Raw genomic sequence first — 17,269 nt, 5'->3', positions numbered from 1 at the left:
TTGGTGTCGCAAAGAATAATACATTTAGCGTGCCAACTTTTACTAACCCTTAATATACAGCAACTTAAACAATATTTTAACTTTTACTTTATTTTAATTCCTCAGGAACATATTATTAATTTCACCAATAATTAGCGTGAAAGACTAAAATTTACTGTGGCTACTCAATTTCAGCAAGACAATCTTATTGGTTCATCGAATGCGCTACTTGAAGTGTTAGAACACGTTTCAAAAATTGCGCCTCTCTCTAAACCTGTGCTCATTATCGGTGAGCGCGGTACAGGTAAAGAATTGATCGCCGAGCGTTTACATTACCTTTCTCAGCGGTGGGATCAAAGTTTCATTAAACTAAATTGCTCATCATTAAGCGAAAATTTACTTGAAAGTGAATTATTTGGCCATGATGCTGGCGCATTTACTGGCGCAAGCAAGAAGCATGAAGGCCGTTTTGAGCGTGCTGATGGCGGCACTCTATTTCTTGATGAACTCGCCAATACCTCAGGGCTTATTCAGGAAAAATTATTACGAGTCATAGAATATGGTGAGTTTGAACGGGTTGGCGGGAGCAAAACGGTACAAACTGACGTTCGACTGGTGTGTGCAGCGAATGAAGATCTGCCCTCTTTAGCTGATGCGGGCGAATTTCGAGCCGATCTACTCGACCGTTTGGCCTTTGATGTGATCACTTTACCGCCACTAAGGCATCGAAAAGAAGATATTATGCCGCTGGCTGAATACTTTGCGATTGGCATGGCAAGGCAACTTAAACATGAACTGTTTGATGGGTTTACCTCAAATGCCGTTGAGCAGCTTATGGAATATAGCTGGCCAGGTAATATTCGTGAGTTGAAAAACGTCGTAGAACGCAGCGTGTACCGTAATACAGACCTTCACGCAGCCATTGATAGCATTGTTATCGACCCATTTTCGTCACCCTATCGCCCCACACAACGCGTAAAAACCAAATCGAGACAGCAACCGCAAGTTGAACATAGCGACACGCCAACATCTCAACCTGACCCAGAATCACAAGCCATCACAGTTCCCAAAGTTGATTTTCCGCTCGACTTCAAAACCCACTGTGAAAGCCAAGAAACCAATTTGCTAAAGCAAGCCTTGGAAGTTGGACAATATAATCAGAAAAAAACCGCTGAATTACTTGGTCTTAGCTATCATCAACTGCGTGGAATTTTGAAAAAGTACAATTTATTGGATAAATAAAGCTGGCTAGGAGTAGATGGTGTTTGCTCCTAGCTCTATAGCACTGTTAAAATGAAACTCTTCATTCAAAAAAATATTACATCTATTGATGAAAGACCTGATAAAGCGTCTCACGTTTGGTTCAACACTTGGATGCACCATAGTGTTGCTGTTATCGGCTTGTGGCCCAACTCGAGTTCCATCCGGTTTAGTCTATTGTTCCGAGGGTAATCCCGAATCCTTTAACCCGCAGCTTGTCACCTCAGGTACAACAGTGGATGCTACGTCGCAGCAACTTTACGATGGCTTACTCGATTATGATGCTAAATTTGGCGAATTGATCCCCTCTCTGGCCACATCTTGGGATATTAGCGACGATGAAAAGGTTTACACGTTTCATTTAAGACAAGGCGTTCAGTTTCATCATTCAGACAGTTTTTCTCCCACCCGTAATTTCAATGCCGACGACGTACTGTTCTCATTTAATCGAATCATAGATAGTACTCATCCCTATCATGACGTGTCTAAGACGGGTTATCCTTTTTTCCAAAGTATCGGTTTTACCGATCTCATCGGAAAAATTGAAAAGGTTTCTGACTACCAAGTGGCTTTTCACTTAAATCGTAAAGATGCTTCTTTCTTGTCAAATTTGGCAACCGGCTTCGCCGTTATCTTATCAAAAGAGTATGCCGATCAACTGACTAAAATGAATGAACAAGCTCAGATAGATAGGCTCGCGATTGGCACAGGTCCATTTAGACTGATTCAATATGTGAAAAACGACTATATTCGCTATTACCGCAATAAAAATTACTGGCGCCTTACCCCAGAGGTTGAGCAAGTCGTTTTTGATATCACGCCTAAAAGCACCACACGTTTAGCAAAATTGATCACCGGGGATTGCAATATTTCGGCCCTCCCTAAAGCGGGTGAGTTACCTGTTGTGATTGATAAAGAAACCTTAGAAGTAGATTCTATTCCCGGTTTTAATGTGGCGTTCTGGGCACTTAATACCGAGCGGATCCCGCTGAATGACGTCAGAGTACGTAGAGCCCTTGCGCACGCAATAGACAAAGAGAATATCCTGCGCGCTGTGTATCAAAAAACTGCAGTAGAGGCTGTGGGAATGCTGCCTCCATTGTCTTGGGCATACTCATCAAACACCAGCATTACTCAATACGACCCTGCTAAAGCTCGGCGTTTACTGGCAGAAGCTGGCGTTACGGATCTGACCATAGATATTTGGGCGATACCCGTCGCCCGAATATATAACCCCAATGCCCATAAGACGGCGGAACTGATCCAAGCGGATTTGGCCAATATTGGCGTAAAAGTTAATATCATCACTTATGACTGGAGTGTGTTTAATCAAAAATTGAGTAAACACAGTTATGACTCGGTATTGATAGGTTGGAACGCCGACAACAGTGATCCTGATAACTTCTTTACCCCAATATTGAGTTGTGCCTCTGTCGAATCAAATAGTAACCGTTCTCGCTGGTGCGACCCTGCATTCGACGCCATTTTAGAATCGGCAAAATCCACGACCGACAAGCTCAAACGTTCCGCCTTTTACCAGCAAGCCGAGCAGCAGATTGCTCAGCAAGTTCCACTCATCCCGTTTGCTCATGCGACACGCTTAGTCGTAAAAAATAAAAATGTGACTCAATCAAAACTAACGCCGTTTGGGGGGATTTCCTTTACCAACACGACCCAAGCAGCAACGACAGCTATAGATGAACGAGGTATACAATAGATGATTCGCTACCTTATTCGACGCTTAAATCTTTTTTTGGCTACCTCACTGATCCTCTTTATTGTGATGTTTATCGCTGTAAGCAAGTTCCCAGTAGATCGCATCGCTGCATTGACTGGCGTTCAACAACCGACAGCACAACAAATAACAAGGATCACTCAAGATTACCGACTCAATGATGGTCAAATCAGTCAGTTTATTGCCTATCTACAACAAAGACTCGATGGCGACCTTGGACTATCGTCAACATCTCAAAATTTGATATTGGATGAATTAACGGCAGTCCTACCAGCGAGTTTTGAATTGGGTTTCTTCGCTGGGCTCATTGCGGTGCTATTTGGTATTCCTCTGGGCGTATTAGCCTCATTAAGTACCAATAAAATCACTCAGCACAGTATTATGGCCATCACGTTGACAGGGTATTCTATTCCGGTTTTCTGGCTAGGATTAACACTTTCACTGTGGTTTGGCGTACAGCTAGGCTGGCTGCCTATCTCAGGCCAAATCAATTTACTTTACGAAATTGATTCCGTTACCGGCTTTTTGCTTATTGATACCTTACTCTCTGATTCTAAGTACGCGTTATCAGCGTTTCTTGATGCATTACAGCACATTATTTTGCCCGCGGTCACCCTTGCCGTGCTGCCATTTACCGTAGTTGTGCGCATTACCCGTAGCGCCATGATGACAATCATGGAAGAAACCTATATCAAGGCAGCAGAAGCTAGGGGGTTACATACATCAACCATAGTAATGCGCCACGCACTGCCCAACGCCTTCATTCCTGTGTTAAAAAACCTTGGCCTGATGCTCGGCGCATTTGCCAGTTATGCCATGGTCGTCGAGGTGATATTTAGCTGGCCAGGTGTTGGCGCCTGGCTGGTATCGGGTATCTACCAACGCGACTACACTGTGATACAGGGGGGCATTTTATCGGTCGCGCTGCTCATTATCTTTTTAAGTATCTTGATAGAGATTATGCACACCGCCCTAAATCCCATAAGCAGGAAAGAGCTCTATGCCGCAAATTAAGATCTATCAAGAAGATCATATTCCTTCGCCGGCATCCAGAATATGGTCAGCGTTCACCGATAATCCATTTGCCTTTGCAGGGCTTTGGGCTGTGGTGTCGCTGCTGTTGTTAGCCTTGTTTGGGCCGTTTATTGCCCCTTACTCACCAGAACATCAAGATCCCCATGCGCTGCTATTGGCTCCATCATGGGATCCTGCAGGGACAGTCGAACACTTCCTAGGCACGGACGATCTGGGGCGTGATATCTTTAGCCGCCTTTTGCATGGTGCGCACCTCACCTTCGGTATGGCGCTCGGTATCGTCATAACAGCATTATTCTTAGGATTTATCATCGGCTCAATTTCCGGCATGATGAAGGGATTAAAATCCAGCATATTAAGTCACCTACTGGACGCGCTGTTATCAATCCCATCGCTATTGATGGCCATTTTGGTGGTAGCGATAACCGGACCTGGGCTGAGTAATGTGTTTTGGGCCGTGGGTATCGCATTGACACCACAGTTTGTTAGGGCAATCCACCAAGCCGTGCATGAAGAGTTACAAAAAGAGTATGTCACCGCTGCGCGTCTGGATGGCGCCAATCCATTGCAGATTTTTTGGTACGTGATATTACCTAACATCTCAGACACCATGATTATTCAAACCACTTTAGGGATCTCAGCGGCGATTTTGGATATTGCCGCATTGGGCTTCCTTAACCTAGGCGCTCAGGCACCGAGTCCTGAATGGGGCGCTATGGTATCCCAAGGCATGGACAACCTATTAACTGCCCCATGGACGGTGACCATTCCTGGAGTGGCAATTCTATGCAGTGTATTAGCGATTAACTTAGTGGGTGATGGGTTGCGCTCAGCCCTATCACCCATTCGAAATTAGTGAGCAAAGCAAATGCCATTATTGGATATTAGAAATCTCACCATCGAACTCGATACGCCGCATGGGCGAGTCAAAGCCCTTGAGCGCGTAAGTTTGACCCTAAATCCTGGAGAGATCCACGGTTTAGTGGGTGAATCGGGCTCTGGACGCACTCTGCTAGCGAAAGCAATTTTGGGCATTCCTGGGCACAACTGGACCGTACAAGCGGATCGCATGATGTGGGATGGACAGAACCTCATGGAGATGAGCGCTAGGCAGCGACGGGCCTTAATGGGATGCGAAATGGCAATGATATTTCAAGATCCCATGAGCAGTTTAGATCCCGCGATATCTGTTGGTGCACAATTAATAGAAGCCATGCCAGAAAACAAAACCATCTCTTGGTGGAAGCGTGCAGCTGATAAGCGAATCAATGCGCAACAGTGGCTACACAAAGTAGGCATAAAAAACACCCAAAAAGTGATGTCTAGCTATGCTTGGGAGTTATCCGACGGTGAATGCCAAAAGGTGATGATAGCGATTGCCGTGGCAAATAAACCAAGGCTACTCATCGCCGATGAGCCGACCAACTCGATGGAGCTGCGTACCCAAGCGCAGATCTTCCGTTTATTAAGTAAGCTCAACCAATTGCAAAACGTGTCAATTTTGCTTATCAGTCATGAACTGGAAACACTCTCTCAATGGTGCGATCGGTTATCAGTGATGTATAGCGGCCAGATAATGGAGTCAGGCCCCACTGCAGATGTTATCGCACAGCCTTATCACCCTTATACTAAGGCTCTGCTGGATAATATCCCAGACTACTCAAATGCCGAACACCATAAAACCATGATGCACACGCTACCAGGCTCAGCACCCGCTTTGCAGCATCTGCCTATTGGTTGCCGACTGGGGCCGCGTTGCCCACAGGCACAAAAGCACTGCGTTAATCAACCCAGTTTATGCCACCAAAAAGACCGTTATTTCGCTTGCCACTTCCCTTACCATAATGAGCCATGCCATGACGAGCCCCTTACTAAAAGTTAATCAACTAAGTAAAACCTTCTTCTCGGGCTATAAGGGGTTTAAGCGCCAATATAACCAAGCACTTGAGCCCATATCCTTCGAGTTAAATCGCGGTGAAACCTTAGCGATCGTGGGTGAAACTGGCTCAGGAAAAAGCACCCTAGCAAGAATATTAGTGGGGGCAGAAGAACGCTCTAGCGGTGAAATACTGTTTGAAGGCGAAGTGTTAGAGTCTCGCAATCTAAAGCAACGTTGTAAACTGATTAGAATGATATTCCAAGACCCCAACACCTCATTAAACCCAAGGCTAACCGTGGGTGAATTACTGGATGAACCGCTGCGATTCAATACCAATTTAGATAAACACGCCAGACGAAATCAGGTGGTTGACCGGTTGAAAAAAAGTAGGGTTGTTGCCTGAACACGCTGATTTTTATCCCCATATGATCTCAGAAGGGATGAAGCAGCGCGTAGCCGTAGCGCGCGCATTAATGCTAGATCCAAAAATTATTATTGCTGATGAAGCACTGACAGCTTTAGATCTATCCGTACGTTCACAGATCCTGAACCTGCTGCTTAAGCTGCAGCAAGAGATGGGCTTATCCTATATCTTTGTCTCCCATAACATGAACATCATTCGCCACTTTAGCGATAAGATAATGGTGCTTCACCAGGGAAAAATGGTCGAGAAAGCCACCACAGAAAAACTGTTTAATGCACCACAACATGAGTACACCCAGCGGCTCATTCAGGAGCAGACAATGTTTTCATACAAACGCTAAACTGCTCCAACCACTCACGTTAACAACACGAATTGTCAAAAAACATGTGCCATTTCATGCTTGTTTAATTATCCTTATGGCACTTTTTCAAGAGAAGCAGAAACATGATAATCAAACCCAAAACACGTGGCTTTATTTGTACCACCACTCATCCGGTTGGCTGTGAAGCAAATGTACTAGAGCAAATCAACGTCACCAAAGCAAATGGTCCAGTCAAAAATGGTCCTAAAAAAGTGTTAGTGATCGGCTCTTCCAGTGGCTATGGTCTATCTTCGCGCATTGCCGCTGCCTTCGGTAGCAATGCTGCAACCCTCGGCGTCTTTTTTGAAAAACCTGGAACAGAGACAAAACCAGGTACAGCGGGTTGGTATAATTCAGCCGCTTTCGATAAGTTCGCTAAACAAGAAGGTTTGTATTCTAAAAGCCTTAACGGCGACGCCTTCAGCCATGAAGCGAAACAAAAAGCGATTGAGTTAATCAAACAAGACCTAGGCCAAGTCGACATGGTGGTTTACTCTTTGGCCTCTCCGGTAAGAAAGCTCCCTGACAGCGGCGAATTAATCCGTTCATCGTTAAAGCCTATCGGTGAAACCTATACCGCAACGGCTGTAGACACCAATAAAGATCTCATTATCGAAACGAGTGTTGAGCCAGCAACAGAGCAAGAGATCCAAGATACAGTCACCGTCATGGGCGGTGAAGATTGGGAGCTTTGGATCAATGCTCTAGCCGATGCAGGCGTATTGGCCCCTAACTGTAAAACTGTTGCCTACAGCTATATTGGTACCGAACTTACTTGGCCTATCTACTGGCATGGTGCGTTAGGTAAAGCCAAGATGGACCTTGATCGCGCAGCCCATGCGCTAAATGACCAGCTTTCGACCACTGGCGGCAGTGCAAACGTTGCCGTACTAAAAAGTGTGGTAACCCAAGCAAGTTCAGCAATTCCAGTTATGCCACTTTACATTGCAATGGTATTTAAGAAGATGCGTGAAGCTGGCCTTCACGAAGGTTGCCAAGAGCAAATCAACCGTATGTTCAATGAACGTCTATTCCGTGCAGACGGCAACGCACCATCGGTCGATGACGCTAACCGTCTTCGTCTAGATGACTGGGAACTTAAAGAAGAGATCCAGCAGCACTGCCGTGATTTATGGCCATCTGTGACCACTGAAAACTTAAGTGAGCTTACTGACTATCGTGAGTATAAAGAAGAATTTCTTAAACTATTTGGCTTTGGGGTCGCATCTGTTGATTATGAAGCAGACGTAAACCCAGCAATTGAGTTTGATGTAGAACAGATTTAACACGCTATCCTATAAAAAAAGCCACGATTATTATCGTGGCTTTTTTTATACCCTTGGTATCGCGGCTGTCGCGCGCTCTAACGTGACAAACATGTTTGGCCACCTCATTTTACATCAATCTCAAATGAACAACGTAAGCAGCTGCTTAGCGCTTTGTATGACTCCATGTAGCCGTCACACTAGTAAATAAAACCTTTTAATGCCAATTACCCCATAAAAAAAGCCAGCGAGTTAACCCGCTGGCTTTTTTAACATTAAGCAGTTGAAGTCGCTTATCGATTACTCATCGGCTGGGGTATAAACCACTTCGCCTTTAGATTTCAATAATGCGATTAACGAGCGATAATCGTTCTCGCTATATTGCGAGCTTAAACGCTGCTTCAATGCGTTAACTAAATTCTCGTCAACGCTTTCAGCAGCGTTAACTTTATCAAGCACTATTACCGCATAACCATTGGCTAGCGCAGCGGTGTCGACAACTAAATCGACATCTGGATGCGCCATCTGGAAAGCTTTGTTAACGATAGAGGTATCAATAGCTTGATCAAAGCGTGTTAGCTTGGTCTGCTCAGTAAGTGCAACTGACGTATCGCCCGCTTTTAATGCAGTCATCATAGTCTGTGCATTATCACGAGCAATTTCGTTAGCCTTATCTTGCTTAAGACGTTGAACAATGGAAGCCTTAACATCATCAAATGCCAGTGTACCAGCAGCCGTATGTTTATTCATACGAACAACGATAACGTGGTTAGGACCAAGCTCAATCACATCACTGTTCATACCATCGAGTAGTACGGTATTTGAAAACGCAGCCTTGATCACCTCAGGTGAATCTAATGGCGCAGGAGCACTATCACGAGAAAACTCTGGGCTAGTCTTAACCTGCACACCCACTTCTTGTGCCGCTTCAGCTAGTGTGTCAGGTACCTCATAACTAACATCAGCTAAACGCTGCTGCAAACTATAGAACTGATCAACCGCTTTGTTCTGCATCAGTTGAGCAATAATTTTATCTTTGACGTCAGCAAACGGTGCCGTTGAACCAGCTTGTACATCCAGCAGTTTCACTATGTGATAACCAAAGTTAGTTTTCACAACCGCTGAATATTGGCCTTTATCGAGCGAGAAAAGAGCAGCATCAAATGCTTCATCCATCACACCTTGTTCAAACCAATCGAGTTGCCCGCCCTGCTCACCACTAAAGGTATCGTCAGAGTCTGACTTGGCTAATGCCGCAAAATCTTCACCTGCCGCTAACTTAGCGTAGATAGCATCAGCTTTAGCTTTGGCCACATCTTCATCATCGCCAAAGTTAACCAGAATATGGCCGGCTAAACGTTTTTCCGGCTGTAAATATTGGGTTTTATTTTCATCGTAATAAGTTTGTGCTTCTTCATCTGATACGACGATAGCACTGGCCATATCCGCAGAATTGAGTTCGACATAGTCAAGCGAGACCGTTTCAGGGCGCACAAACTGAATTTGATTAGCTTGGTAGTAGGTATTGGCTTCTTCATCAGAAACCGTCACTTGCTCAAGCAGCGGAGTCGCATCAACGATGTGGTAACGAATATCACGAGTTTGTCCCTGAATATCGGCTAAATAGTTAGCTTCACCAGGTAATACAAACTCAGAACCAACCAATGAAACAACTAGCTGACGTCGTGTCATATCAGCACGCATCATGTCGCGGAAACTGTTTGCCTGGTAGCCTAATTGGCGAATAAGCGCTAAATAGCGATCATTGTCGAAACGGCCATCGGTTTGGAAAGCAGGCTCGTTCATGATGGCATTTTTAATCTGCTCATCAGAAACCGTTAGCCCTAGGTTTGCGGCACTTTGATCAACCAGCTTGTCAGCAATCAAACGCTCTAAAACACTTTGTTTAACGCTAGCTAAATAAGTGTCGTTACCCGCCAAAGCATCGTACATTTCACCGAGTTGCTGCTCTAATCGAGCACGCTCGCTTTGATAGGCTTGCTCTAACGCTGCTTTACTGATCTCTTCACCATTAACCGTGGCGGCAGTTGGCTCAGAAGATGAACCTAAATAGCTACTTACACCAGTAAATGCAAAGGATAGTATTACAAGAACAAGAATGCTTTTTGCAATCACGCCTTGTGAGCCTTCGCGAATCTTTTCTAACATCAGACTTCTCGCTCGTTGCATTAAAAAATAAAAAGGCGCATCACCATAGAGGATGCGCCATTTTTGTAAATTGTCAGACCTAGTTACACAGTGCGTAAGTTAGGCCAACGGCATGATAATACTCTTAATTATCAAAACACTTACTGGTAAAAAGCACTGTTTAAACAGTGCTTAACGTCTACCAATAAGGTTTACAAAGGCCACCTTGACTAAGTTTTCTTAGTTTACAGCGTCTTTAAGTGCTTTACCCGCTTTGAAAGCTGGGATGTTAGCAGCAGCAATCTTGATCTCTTTACCCGTTTGTGGGTTACGGCCAGTGCGCTCTGCACGCTGACGTACTTCGAAAGTACCAAAACCAACTAGAGAAATTTTATCGCCATCTTTTAGGCCATCAGTCACAGCAGAAATAAAAGAATCTAGAGCACGGCCAGCAGCCGCTTTAGAAATGTCAGCACCAGAAGCGATTTTCTCGATTAGTTCAGATTTGTTCATGTCATCCCCTTGAATTTAATTTTTGCGCCGCAACCAAATCCTTGTCTAGAGCGGTCTGCGGAGGCTTTTTATAACAAGCTTGAAACCAAAGTTCAAGCCAAATAGGAAAACCTAATAAATAAAATTGGAACAAGCTCAAAACCAGCAGTGCCAAGGCCTGTAGCTAAAGAGCTATCCACCGACCTAGGCTACCACAGGTTTCGATTTTAAAAAGCCCCTTTTTGCATTTTTTTTGGTGCAAATGGGTATTTTCTTGCGTTACGCCTAACTTTTAACGACTTCGAAGCCTTTGATTGGTCGTTCTAACGCCAATTCAAGTACTTCCTCAACCCAACGCACGGGTCTAATCTCAAGATCAGCAATAACATTTGCAGGGATCTCTTCCAAGTCGCGCTCATTTTCTTTAGGAATTAACACCAACTTAGTGCCACCTCGGTGAGCGGCGAGTAGTTTCTCTTTAAGTCCACCAATCGGCAAGACTTCACCACGAAGAGTTATCTCTCCGGTCATTGCAACATCGGCTCTTACCGGATTTCCCGTCAAGCTAGACACTAAAGCCGTGCACATCGCCGCACCTGCCGATGGACCATCCTTAGGAGTCGCCCCTTCAGGTACGTGAACGTGAATATCACGTTTCTCATAAAAGTCAGGATTAATGCCGAGTTGTTCTGCTCGCGCTCTAACTACGGTCATCGCAGCTTGAATAGACTCTTGCATCACATCGCCCAGCGAACCGGTATAGGTTAGCTTGCCCTTACCCGCCACAGACGTTGCCTCGATGGTTAACAGATCACCACCAACTTGTGTCCAGGCTAGACCAGTCACTTGACCAATTTGGTTGTTTGATTCCGCTTTACCATAGTCAAATCGCTGTACCCCCAGAAAAGACTTCAAGTTTTCTTGATTCACTTCCACATGCTTTTGTGACTTGTCTAAGAGTATCTGTTTAACCACTTTACGGCAGATTTTCGACAACTCGCGCTCTAGAGCACGTACACCGGCTTCTCGGGTGTAGTATCGAATAATGCCAATAACCGCACTATCATCAACGGTCACTTCGCTGGCTTTCAGTCCATTACGTTCAATCTGCTTTGGCAACAAGTGTTGCTTGGCAATATTAAGTTTCTCATCTTCTGTGTAGCCTGATAAACGAATCACTTCCATACGATCAAGCAGTGGACCCGGAATATCCATAGAGTTTGATGTTGCAACAAACATCACATCTGATAGATCGTAATCCACCTCAAGGTAGTGGTCACTAAAGGTTGAGTTCTGTTCTGGATCTAACACTTCAAGCAATGCTGAAGCTGGATCACCGCGCATATCAGAGCTCATCTTATCGATCTCATCGAGCAAGAACAGTGGATTCTTCACGCCAACTTTCGACATTTTTTGAATCACTTTCCCCGGCATTGAGCCGATATAGGTGCGACGATGACCACGGATTTCCGCTTCATCACGCACACCGCCTAATGCAACACGCACATACTTACGCCCCGTCGCCTTAGCAATAGACTGACCCAATGAGGTCTTACCCACACCTGGTGGGCCTACAAGACAAAGTATTGGACCTTTAAGCTGTTTCACACGGCTTTGCACCGCAAGATACTCTAAAATACGCTCCTTGACCTTCTCTAGACCGAAATGGTCGGTGTCGAGCACATCTTGAGCTTTGGCTAAGTCACGCTTAATCTTGGAGCGCTGTTTCCATGGCACTGAAACCATCCAATCGACATAGCTGCGAACAACCGTCGCTTCAGCTGACATCGGTGACATCATCTTTAACTTGTTTAGTTCTGCAGTGGCTTTGTCTTTGGCCTCAGCAGGCATGCCCGCTTCTTCAATTTTACGGCCTAAGGTTTCAAATTCGTCATGAGTCTCGTCGATATCGCCAAGCTCTTTTTGAATCGCCTTCATCTGCTCATTGAGATAATACTCACGCTGGCTTTTTTCCATCTGTTTTTTCACGCGAGAGCGAATACGCTTCTCAACCTGTAACAGATCGATTTCTGACTCCATCATCGCCATCAAATACTCAAGGCGCTCTGAGACGTTAACCATCTCCAGCACTGTTTGCTTATCTTCAAGCTTGAGAGGCATGTGCGCCGCCATAGTATCGGCAAGACGTGCAGCTTCATCTATCCCAGACAAAGAGGTTAGGACCTCTGGAGGGATCTTCTTATTCAGCTTGATATAGCCTTCAAACTGGCCAACAGCAGAGCGAACAAGTACCTCTTCCTCTTTCTCGGCGATGTCGGCAGACTCAAGGTATTCAGCCGTTGCAACAAAGTATTCAGTTTCTTGAGTGTATTTATTAATACGGGCCCGTTGGCCACCCTCAACCAAGACCTTGACGGTACCATCAGGGAGTTTTAGTAACTGTAAAATCGATGCAACAGTTCCAACTTCGAAAATATCATCACTGGTGGGCTCATCAAGTTCAGCATCGCGCTGCGCCACCAATATAATTTGCTTATCTTGCTCCATCGCCGCTTCTAAACAGCGGATAGATTTTTCCCGGCCAACAAATAGGGGAATAACCATATGGGGATATACCACGACATCTCTCAGTGGTAATACGGGGAGTTCGATTCGCGCGTCACGCTCTAAGGTCATAGCTCGATTCCGTTTGATAACAATATTAATGAGTATATTGGGGTAGATTAATCGGTTTCAATGGCAAAAATAAAAAAAGGAGCCCAATGGGCTCCTTAATCATAGTTTAGCTTTCTGTTAGCTGAATTATTACTCAGCAACAGCCGCTTGAGACTCACTGTTTTCGTAAATCAAAATAGGCGCTGATTCACCTTTAACAACCGACTCATCAATAACCACTTTGGCTACATTTTCTGATGAAGGTAGGTCATACATGATATCGAGCAAGATACCTTCAACAATTGAACGCAATCCACGTGCACCGGTTTTACGGGTTTTCGCTTTTAGCGCAATCGCTTTTAACGCATCTTCTCTAAATTCTAAATCAACCCCTTCCATTTCGAACAGTGCTGCAAATTGCTTAGTTAACGCATTTTTTGGCTCAGACAAAATTTGGATAAGCGCGGCATCATCTAGCTCTGTTAATGTGGCAAGGACAGGGAGACGACCGATAAACTCAGGAATCAAACCATACTTAACCAGATCTTCTGGCTCAACTTGCAACAATACATCAGATATCGTCGCTTTATCCGCATCACCTTTGACTTCAGCACCGAAACCAATACCCGTACCCACGTGTGAGCGTTGCTCAATCACCTTCTCAAGCCCGGCAAACGCACCACCACAAATAAACAAGATCTTAGAGGTATCTACCTGCAAAAATTCTTGTTGAGGGTGCTTACGGCCGCCTTGAGGAGGGACAGCAGCAACAGTCCCCTCTATCAGCTTAAGTAAGGCTTGTTGCACACCTTCACCAGACACATCACGCGTGATAGATGGATTGTCAGACTTACGGCTGATTTTATCAATCTCATCGATATAGACGATACCGCGTTGGGCTTTCTCTACATCATAATCACATTTTTGCAGTAACTTCTGGATGATGTTTTCAACATCCTCACCCACATAACCCGCTTCGGTCAGTGTGGTGGCATCAGCCATGGTAAAAGGTACATTCAAAAAGCGTGCTAATGTTTCCGCAAGTAGTGTCTTACCGCTACCCGTAGGACCGATGAGCAAGATATTACTTTTACCTAATTCAACGCCATCAATGGGCGATGCATTTTTAAGACGTTTATAGTGATTATAAACCGCAACCGACAATACTTTTTTCGCTTTTTCTTGACCGATAACATAATCATCAAGATGTGCTCTGAGCTCATGTGGTGTAGGTAGTTTATCCTGATCTTGCTTCGGCGAGATCTCTCTGATCTCTTCACGAATAATATCGTTACACAGCTCTACACATTCGTCGCACACATACACAGAAGGACCGGCTATGAGCTTACGCACCTCATGCTGACTCTTTCCACAAAAAGAGCAGTACAGCAGCTTACCGCTATCACCGTTGCTTTTGTTGTCGCCCATTAGTTTACCTCTTTTGCAGTGTCTCTCACTGCACAATTCATCTGAATGTCTTTAACTGATCATAGCTCAGCAGCAGACAAATATCAGCCTCGTTTATCTAATACAGAATCAACTAGGCCATAGGCTTCAGCTTCTGCCGCACTCATAAAGTTATCACGGTCGGTATCACGTTCAATAACCTCTAAAGGCTGGCCTGTATGATCGGCCAACATTTGATTCAATTTATTCTTAATACCCAAGATCTCTTGCGCATGAATAGCGATATCAGACGCCTGACCTTGGAAACCGCCTAATGGTTGATGGATCATAACGCGAGAGTTAGGCAGACAATGACGCTTACCTTTGGCACCACCGGCTAACAAAAATGCGCCCATACTCGCCGCCTGACCAATACAAACAGTGCTGACATTTGGCTTAATAAACTGCATGGTATCATAAATCGCCATGCCCGCAGTGACCGAACCGCCTGGAGAGTTGATATACAAGTAGATATCTTTATCTGGGCTTTCTGACTCTAAAAAGAGTAACTGAGCAACAATGAGATTCGCCATATGCTCTTCGACTTGGCCAACCAAGAAGATGACACGCTCTTTTAAGAGACGAGAATAGATATCATATGAGCGTTCACCTTTGGCTGTTTGTTCAACAACCATTGGGACGAGTGCATTCAGTACTGATTCTGGCGCATTTTGCATTATAAACTTCCCTAAATAAAAATGGCTCGCATGAGGAGCCTCATACGAGCCATTATAAATGGCTAACAGCCATTTAAGTCAAGCATAGGTTACGCGCGACCTGTAGCCTTGTTCATAAATTCTTCGAAATTGACGTCTTTCTCAGTCACTTTCGCAGAATTTAGCAATGCTTCAACCGCTTGTTCTTCTAGCGCAACGTTACGCATGTTCTGCATCATCTCTTGGTTGCTGTTGTAATATTCAACAACTTCACTTGGATCTTCATAAGCAGAAGCCATAGAAGCGATCAACGCTTGTACGCGCTCATCTTCAGCTTTAAGTTCGTTTGTTTTGATCACTTCACCAAGAAGTAGACCCACTTTCACACGACGCTCAGCTTGTTCAGTGAATAAATCAGCTGGAAGCTCAGGCATGTTAGCGGCTTGATCACCAAAACGTTGCATAGCTTGTTGACGAAGAACATTCACTTCACCGTCGATAAGTGCTTTTGGTAGCTCAATTTCATTTTGTGCTAACAGACCATTTAACACTTGCTCTTTAACATTCGCTTTAAGCGCTTGTTCAAGCTCGCGAGTCATGTTTTTAGTGATTTCAGTCTTAAGGGCTTCTAAGCCACCGTCAACAACACCAAACAACTTAGCAAATTCGTCGTTAACTTCTGGAAGGTTAGCCGCTTGAACTTCTTTAAGGGTGATTGCAAACTTAGCAACTTTACCTTTAAGGTTTTCAGCGTGGTAATCTTCAGGGAAAGTTACGTCGATCTCAAACTCTTCGCCCGCTTTGTGGCCTTCAACACCAGATTCAAAACCAGGGATCATACGACCGCTACCGAGTTGAAGTTCGAAATCTTCAGCTTTGCCGCCTTCGAACTCTTCACCGTCGATAGAACCAACGAAATCAATTTTCGCTTTATCGCCATCTGCAGCAGCACGTTCTACGGCTTCAAATGTCGCATGTTGCTTACGCAATGTATCAATCATTGCATCAACGTCAGCATCAGTCACTTCAGCCTTAGGCTGTTCAACTTCAATTGCTTCTAGACCTTTTAATTCGACTTCTGGGTAGATCTCAAAAGTTGCTACAAACTGGAAGTTTTCAGCATCAGTTTCGCCTGGAACGAAAGTTGGTGCACCAGCTGGGTTCAACTTTTCAGCAATAATCGCTTCAACGAAGTTACGCTGCATCACTTCACCAGTGATGTCTTGACGAATAGCGTTACCGTAGCGCTTGTTGATCACGCTTACTGGTACTTTTCCTGGACGGAAACCAGGAATACGAGCACGTTTAGCTTCGCTCTTTAATGCTTCTTTAACAGTGTTTTCGATCTGCTCAGCAGGAACAGAAATTGTTAGGCGGCGCTCTAAACCTTGTGTTGTTTCTACAGAAACTTGCATTGTTTTACCTCGAAATATGTCAAACGTCTTTTGTAACAGCCGAATATTCAGCCATTAAAGTATTCGTTTCTTGATCCTAAAAAACGACTAAAATGCCGTGGTAACTGAGTTTGGCAGTCGTTGCACATAGTTGAAATTTATCAAGACGCGACATTATAGCCACGGTTTTCTGCATAGTCGAGCCTCAAGACTCGAATTACAGGCGTAAAAAAAGCGACCTAGGGTCGCTTTCTCTATTTTCTTCTTAAAAAAGAAGTGGGGTGACTGATGGGGCTCGAACCCACGACAACCGGAATCACAATCCGGGGCTCTACCAACTGAGCTACAATCACCACTGTTTGGTACGCCCGGCAGGATTCGAACCTGCGGCCATCCGCTTAGAAGGCGGATGCTCTATCCAACTGAGCTACGGGCGCTTCGTTATGAACTAGGTTCATATCCTAACTGGGCAAAACAGCGTATACACGCCATTTAAAAATTTGGTCGGTGATAGAGGATTCGAACCTCTGACCCTCTGGTCCCAAACCAGATGCGCTACCGGGCTGCGCTAATCACCGA

The 17,269-nt window shown here is 44.8% G+C and carries 12 protein-coding genes, 3 tRNA genes and 1 pseudogene; 7 read left to right on the top strand and 9 right to left on the bottom strand.

Features of this window, described 5'->3' with window-relative positions:
• Window positions 1-156 precede the first annotated feature (156 nt).
• The 7 genes and pseudogenes from pspF to fabV all read left to right on the top strand — a co-directional run bounded on the left by pspF (window position 157) and on the right by fabV (window position 7,959).
• On the top strand, window positions 157-1,221 hold the full coding sequence (gene pspF, locus L876_RS0120570) for a phage shock protein operon transcriptional activator (protein ID WP_028765518.1): 1,065 nt from the start codon (window positions 157-159) through the stop codon (window positions 1,219-1,221).
• 88 nt (window positions 1,222-1,309) lie between these two features.
• Window positions 1,310-2,956, top strand: coding sequence for an ABC transporter substrate-binding protein (locus L876_RS22235; RefSeq protein WP_051413220.1), 1,647 nt, complete (start codon window positions 1,310-1,312; stop codon window positions 2,954-2,956).
• On the top strand, window positions 2,957-3,988 hold the full coding sequence (locus L876_RS0120560) for an ABC transporter permease (RefSeq protein ID WP_028765517.1): 1,032 nt from the start codon (window positions 2,957-2,959) through the stop codon (window positions 3,986-3,988).
• Entirely contained in the window at window positions 3,975-4,865 is an 891-nt protein-coding gene (locus L876_RS0120555) for an ABC transporter permease subunit (protein ID WP_028765516.1), read from the top strand. The genes L876_RS0120560 and L876_RS0120555 overlap by 14 nt, the downstream gene beginning before the upstream one ends.
• Before the next feature lie 12 nt (window positions 4,866-4,877).
• Window positions 4,878-5,891 carry a peptide ABC transporter ATP-binding protein gene (locus L876_RS0120550; protein ID WP_028765515.1) on the top strand — a complete coding sequence of 338 codons (1,014 nt, stop codon included), beginning with the start codon at window positions 4,878-4,880 and terminating at the stop codon, window positions 5,889-5,891.
• Window positions 5,866-6,652: pseudogene (locus tag L876_RS22230) on the top strand (peptide ABC transporter ATP-binding protein). Before L876_RS0120550 ends, L876_RS22230 begins: the two are co-directional and overlap by 26 nt.
• 104 nt (window positions 6,653-6,756) lie before the next feature.
• On the top strand, window positions 6,757-7,959 hold the full coding sequence (gene fabV, locus L876_RS0120540; RefSeq protein WP_028765514.1) for an enoyl-ACP reductase FabV: 1,203 nt from the start codon (window positions 6,757-6,759) through the stop codon (window positions 7,957-7,959).
• Window positions 7,960-8,238: 279 nt separating this feature from the next.
• Here fabV and L876_RS0120535 read toward each other — a convergent pair whose 3' ends face one another.
• From L876_RS0120535 to L876_RS0120495, 9 genes are all read right to left on the bottom strand, one after another.
• Window positions 8,239-10,107, bottom strand: coding sequence for a SurA N-terminal domain-containing protein (locus tag L876_RS0120535; RefSeq protein ID WP_028765513.1), 1,869 nt, complete (start codon window positions 10,105-10,107; stop codon window positions 8,239-8,241).
• Between the two features lie 219 nt (window positions 10,108-10,326).
• Window positions 10,327-10,599, bottom strand: coding sequence for an HU family DNA-binding protein (locus L876_RS0120530; RefSeq protein ID WP_011866302.1), 273 nt, complete (start codon window positions 10,597-10,599; stop codon window positions 10,327-10,329).
• Window positions 10,600-10,863: 264 nt separating this feature from the next.
• On the bottom strand, window positions 10,864-13,215 hold the full coding sequence (gene lon, locus L876_RS0120525; RefSeq protein ID WP_028765512.1) for an endopeptidase La: 2,352 nt from the start codon (window positions 13,213-13,215) through the stop codon (window positions 10,864-10,866).
• Window positions 13,216-13,344: 129 nt separating this feature from the next.
• The gene (gene clpX / locus L876_RS0120520) at window positions 13,345-14,622 is read right to left on the bottom strand and encodes an ATP-dependent protease ATP-binding subunit ClpX (protein WP_028765511.1); all 1,278 of its coding nucleotides are present in this window, start codon (window positions 14,620-14,622) and stop codon (window positions 13,345-13,347) included.
• Between the two features lie 83 nt (window positions 14,623-14,705).
• A complete protein-coding gene (gene clpP, locus L876_RS0120515; RefSeq protein WP_028765510.1) occupies window positions 14,706-15,317 on the bottom strand; it encodes an ATP-dependent Clp endopeptidase proteolytic subunit ClpP in 612 nt (203 codons plus the stop codon).
• Between the two features lie 89 nt (window positions 15,318-15,406).
• Window positions 15,407-16,711 (bottom strand): trigger factor, encoded by a 1,305-nt coding sequence (tig, locus tag L876_RS0120510; RefSeq protein WP_028765509.1) that lies wholly within the window; start codon window positions 16,709-16,711, stop codon window positions 15,407-15,409.
• 256 nt (window positions 16,712-16,967) lie between these two features.
• Window positions 16,968-17,043, bottom strand: a tRNA-His gene (locus L876_RS0120505).
• A gap of 7 nt (window positions 17,044-17,050) precedes the next feature.
• Window positions 17,051-17,127: transfer RNA gene (locus L876_RS0120500), tRNA-Arg, on the bottom strand.
• Window positions 17,128-17,191: 64 nt separating this feature from the next.
• Window positions 17,192-17,268, bottom strand: a tRNA-Pro gene (locus tag L876_RS0120495).
• Window position 17,269 lies beyond the last annotated feature (1 nt).

This window comes from Shewanella colwelliana ATCC 39565 (genome assembly GCF_000518705.1).
Taxonomy (GTDB): domain Bacteria; phylum Pseudomonadota; class Gammaproteobacteria; order Enterobacterales; family Shewanellaceae; genus Shewanella; species Shewanella colwelliana.
The sequence above is the reverse complement of the archived record's forward strand: the minus strand, read 5'-3'. Positions and strand labels throughout refer to the sequence as shown.

What these genes read in the sequence shown, in the direction of transcription:
- L876_RS0120550 (WP_028765515.1), top strand. Translation starts at nt 4,878, where the DNA reads ATGCCATTATTGGATATTAGAAATCTCACCATCGAACTCGATACGCCG.
- L876_RS0120555 (WP_028765516.1), top strand. Translation starts at nt 3,975, where the DNA reads ATGCCGCAAATTAAGATCTATCAAGAAGATCATATTCCTTCGCCGGCA.
- L876_RS0120530 (WP_011866302.1), bottom strand. Translation starts at nt 10,599, where the DNA reads ATGAACAAATCTGAACTAATCGAGAAAATCGCTTCTGGTGCTGACATT.
- L876_RS0120535 (WP_028765513.1), bottom strand. Translation starts at nt 10,107, where the DNA reads ATGTTAGAAAAGATTCGCGAAGGCTCACAAGGCGTGATTGCAAAAAGC.
- clpX (WP_028765511.1), bottom strand. Translation starts at nt 14,622, where the DNA reads ATGGGCGACAACAAAAGCAACGGTGATAGCGGTAAGCTGCTGTACTGC.
- lon (WP_028765512.1), bottom strand. Translation starts at nt 13,215, where the DNA reads ATGACCTTAGAGCGTGACGCGCGAATCGAACTCCCCGTATTACCACTG.
- L876_RS22235 (WP_051413220.1), top strand. Translation starts at nt 1,310, where the DNA reads ATGAAAGACCTGATAAAGCGTCTCACGTTTGGTTCAACACTTGGATGC.
- L876_RS0120560 (WP_028765517.1), top strand. Translation starts at nt 2,957, where the DNA reads ATGATTCGCTACCTTATTCGACGCTTAAATCTTTTTTTGGCTACCTCA.
- tig (WP_028765509.1), bottom strand. Translation starts at nt 16,711, where the DNA reads ATGCAAGTTTCTGTAGAAACAACACAAGGTTTAGAGCGCCGCCTAACA.
- fabV (WP_028765514.1), top strand. Translation starts at nt 6,757, where the DNA reads ATGATAATCAAACCCAAAACACGTGGCTTTATTTGTACCACCACTCAT.
- clpP (WP_028765510.1), bottom strand. Translation starts at nt 15,317, where the DNA reads ATGCAAAATGCGCCAGAATCAGTACTGAATGCACTCGTCCCAATGGTT.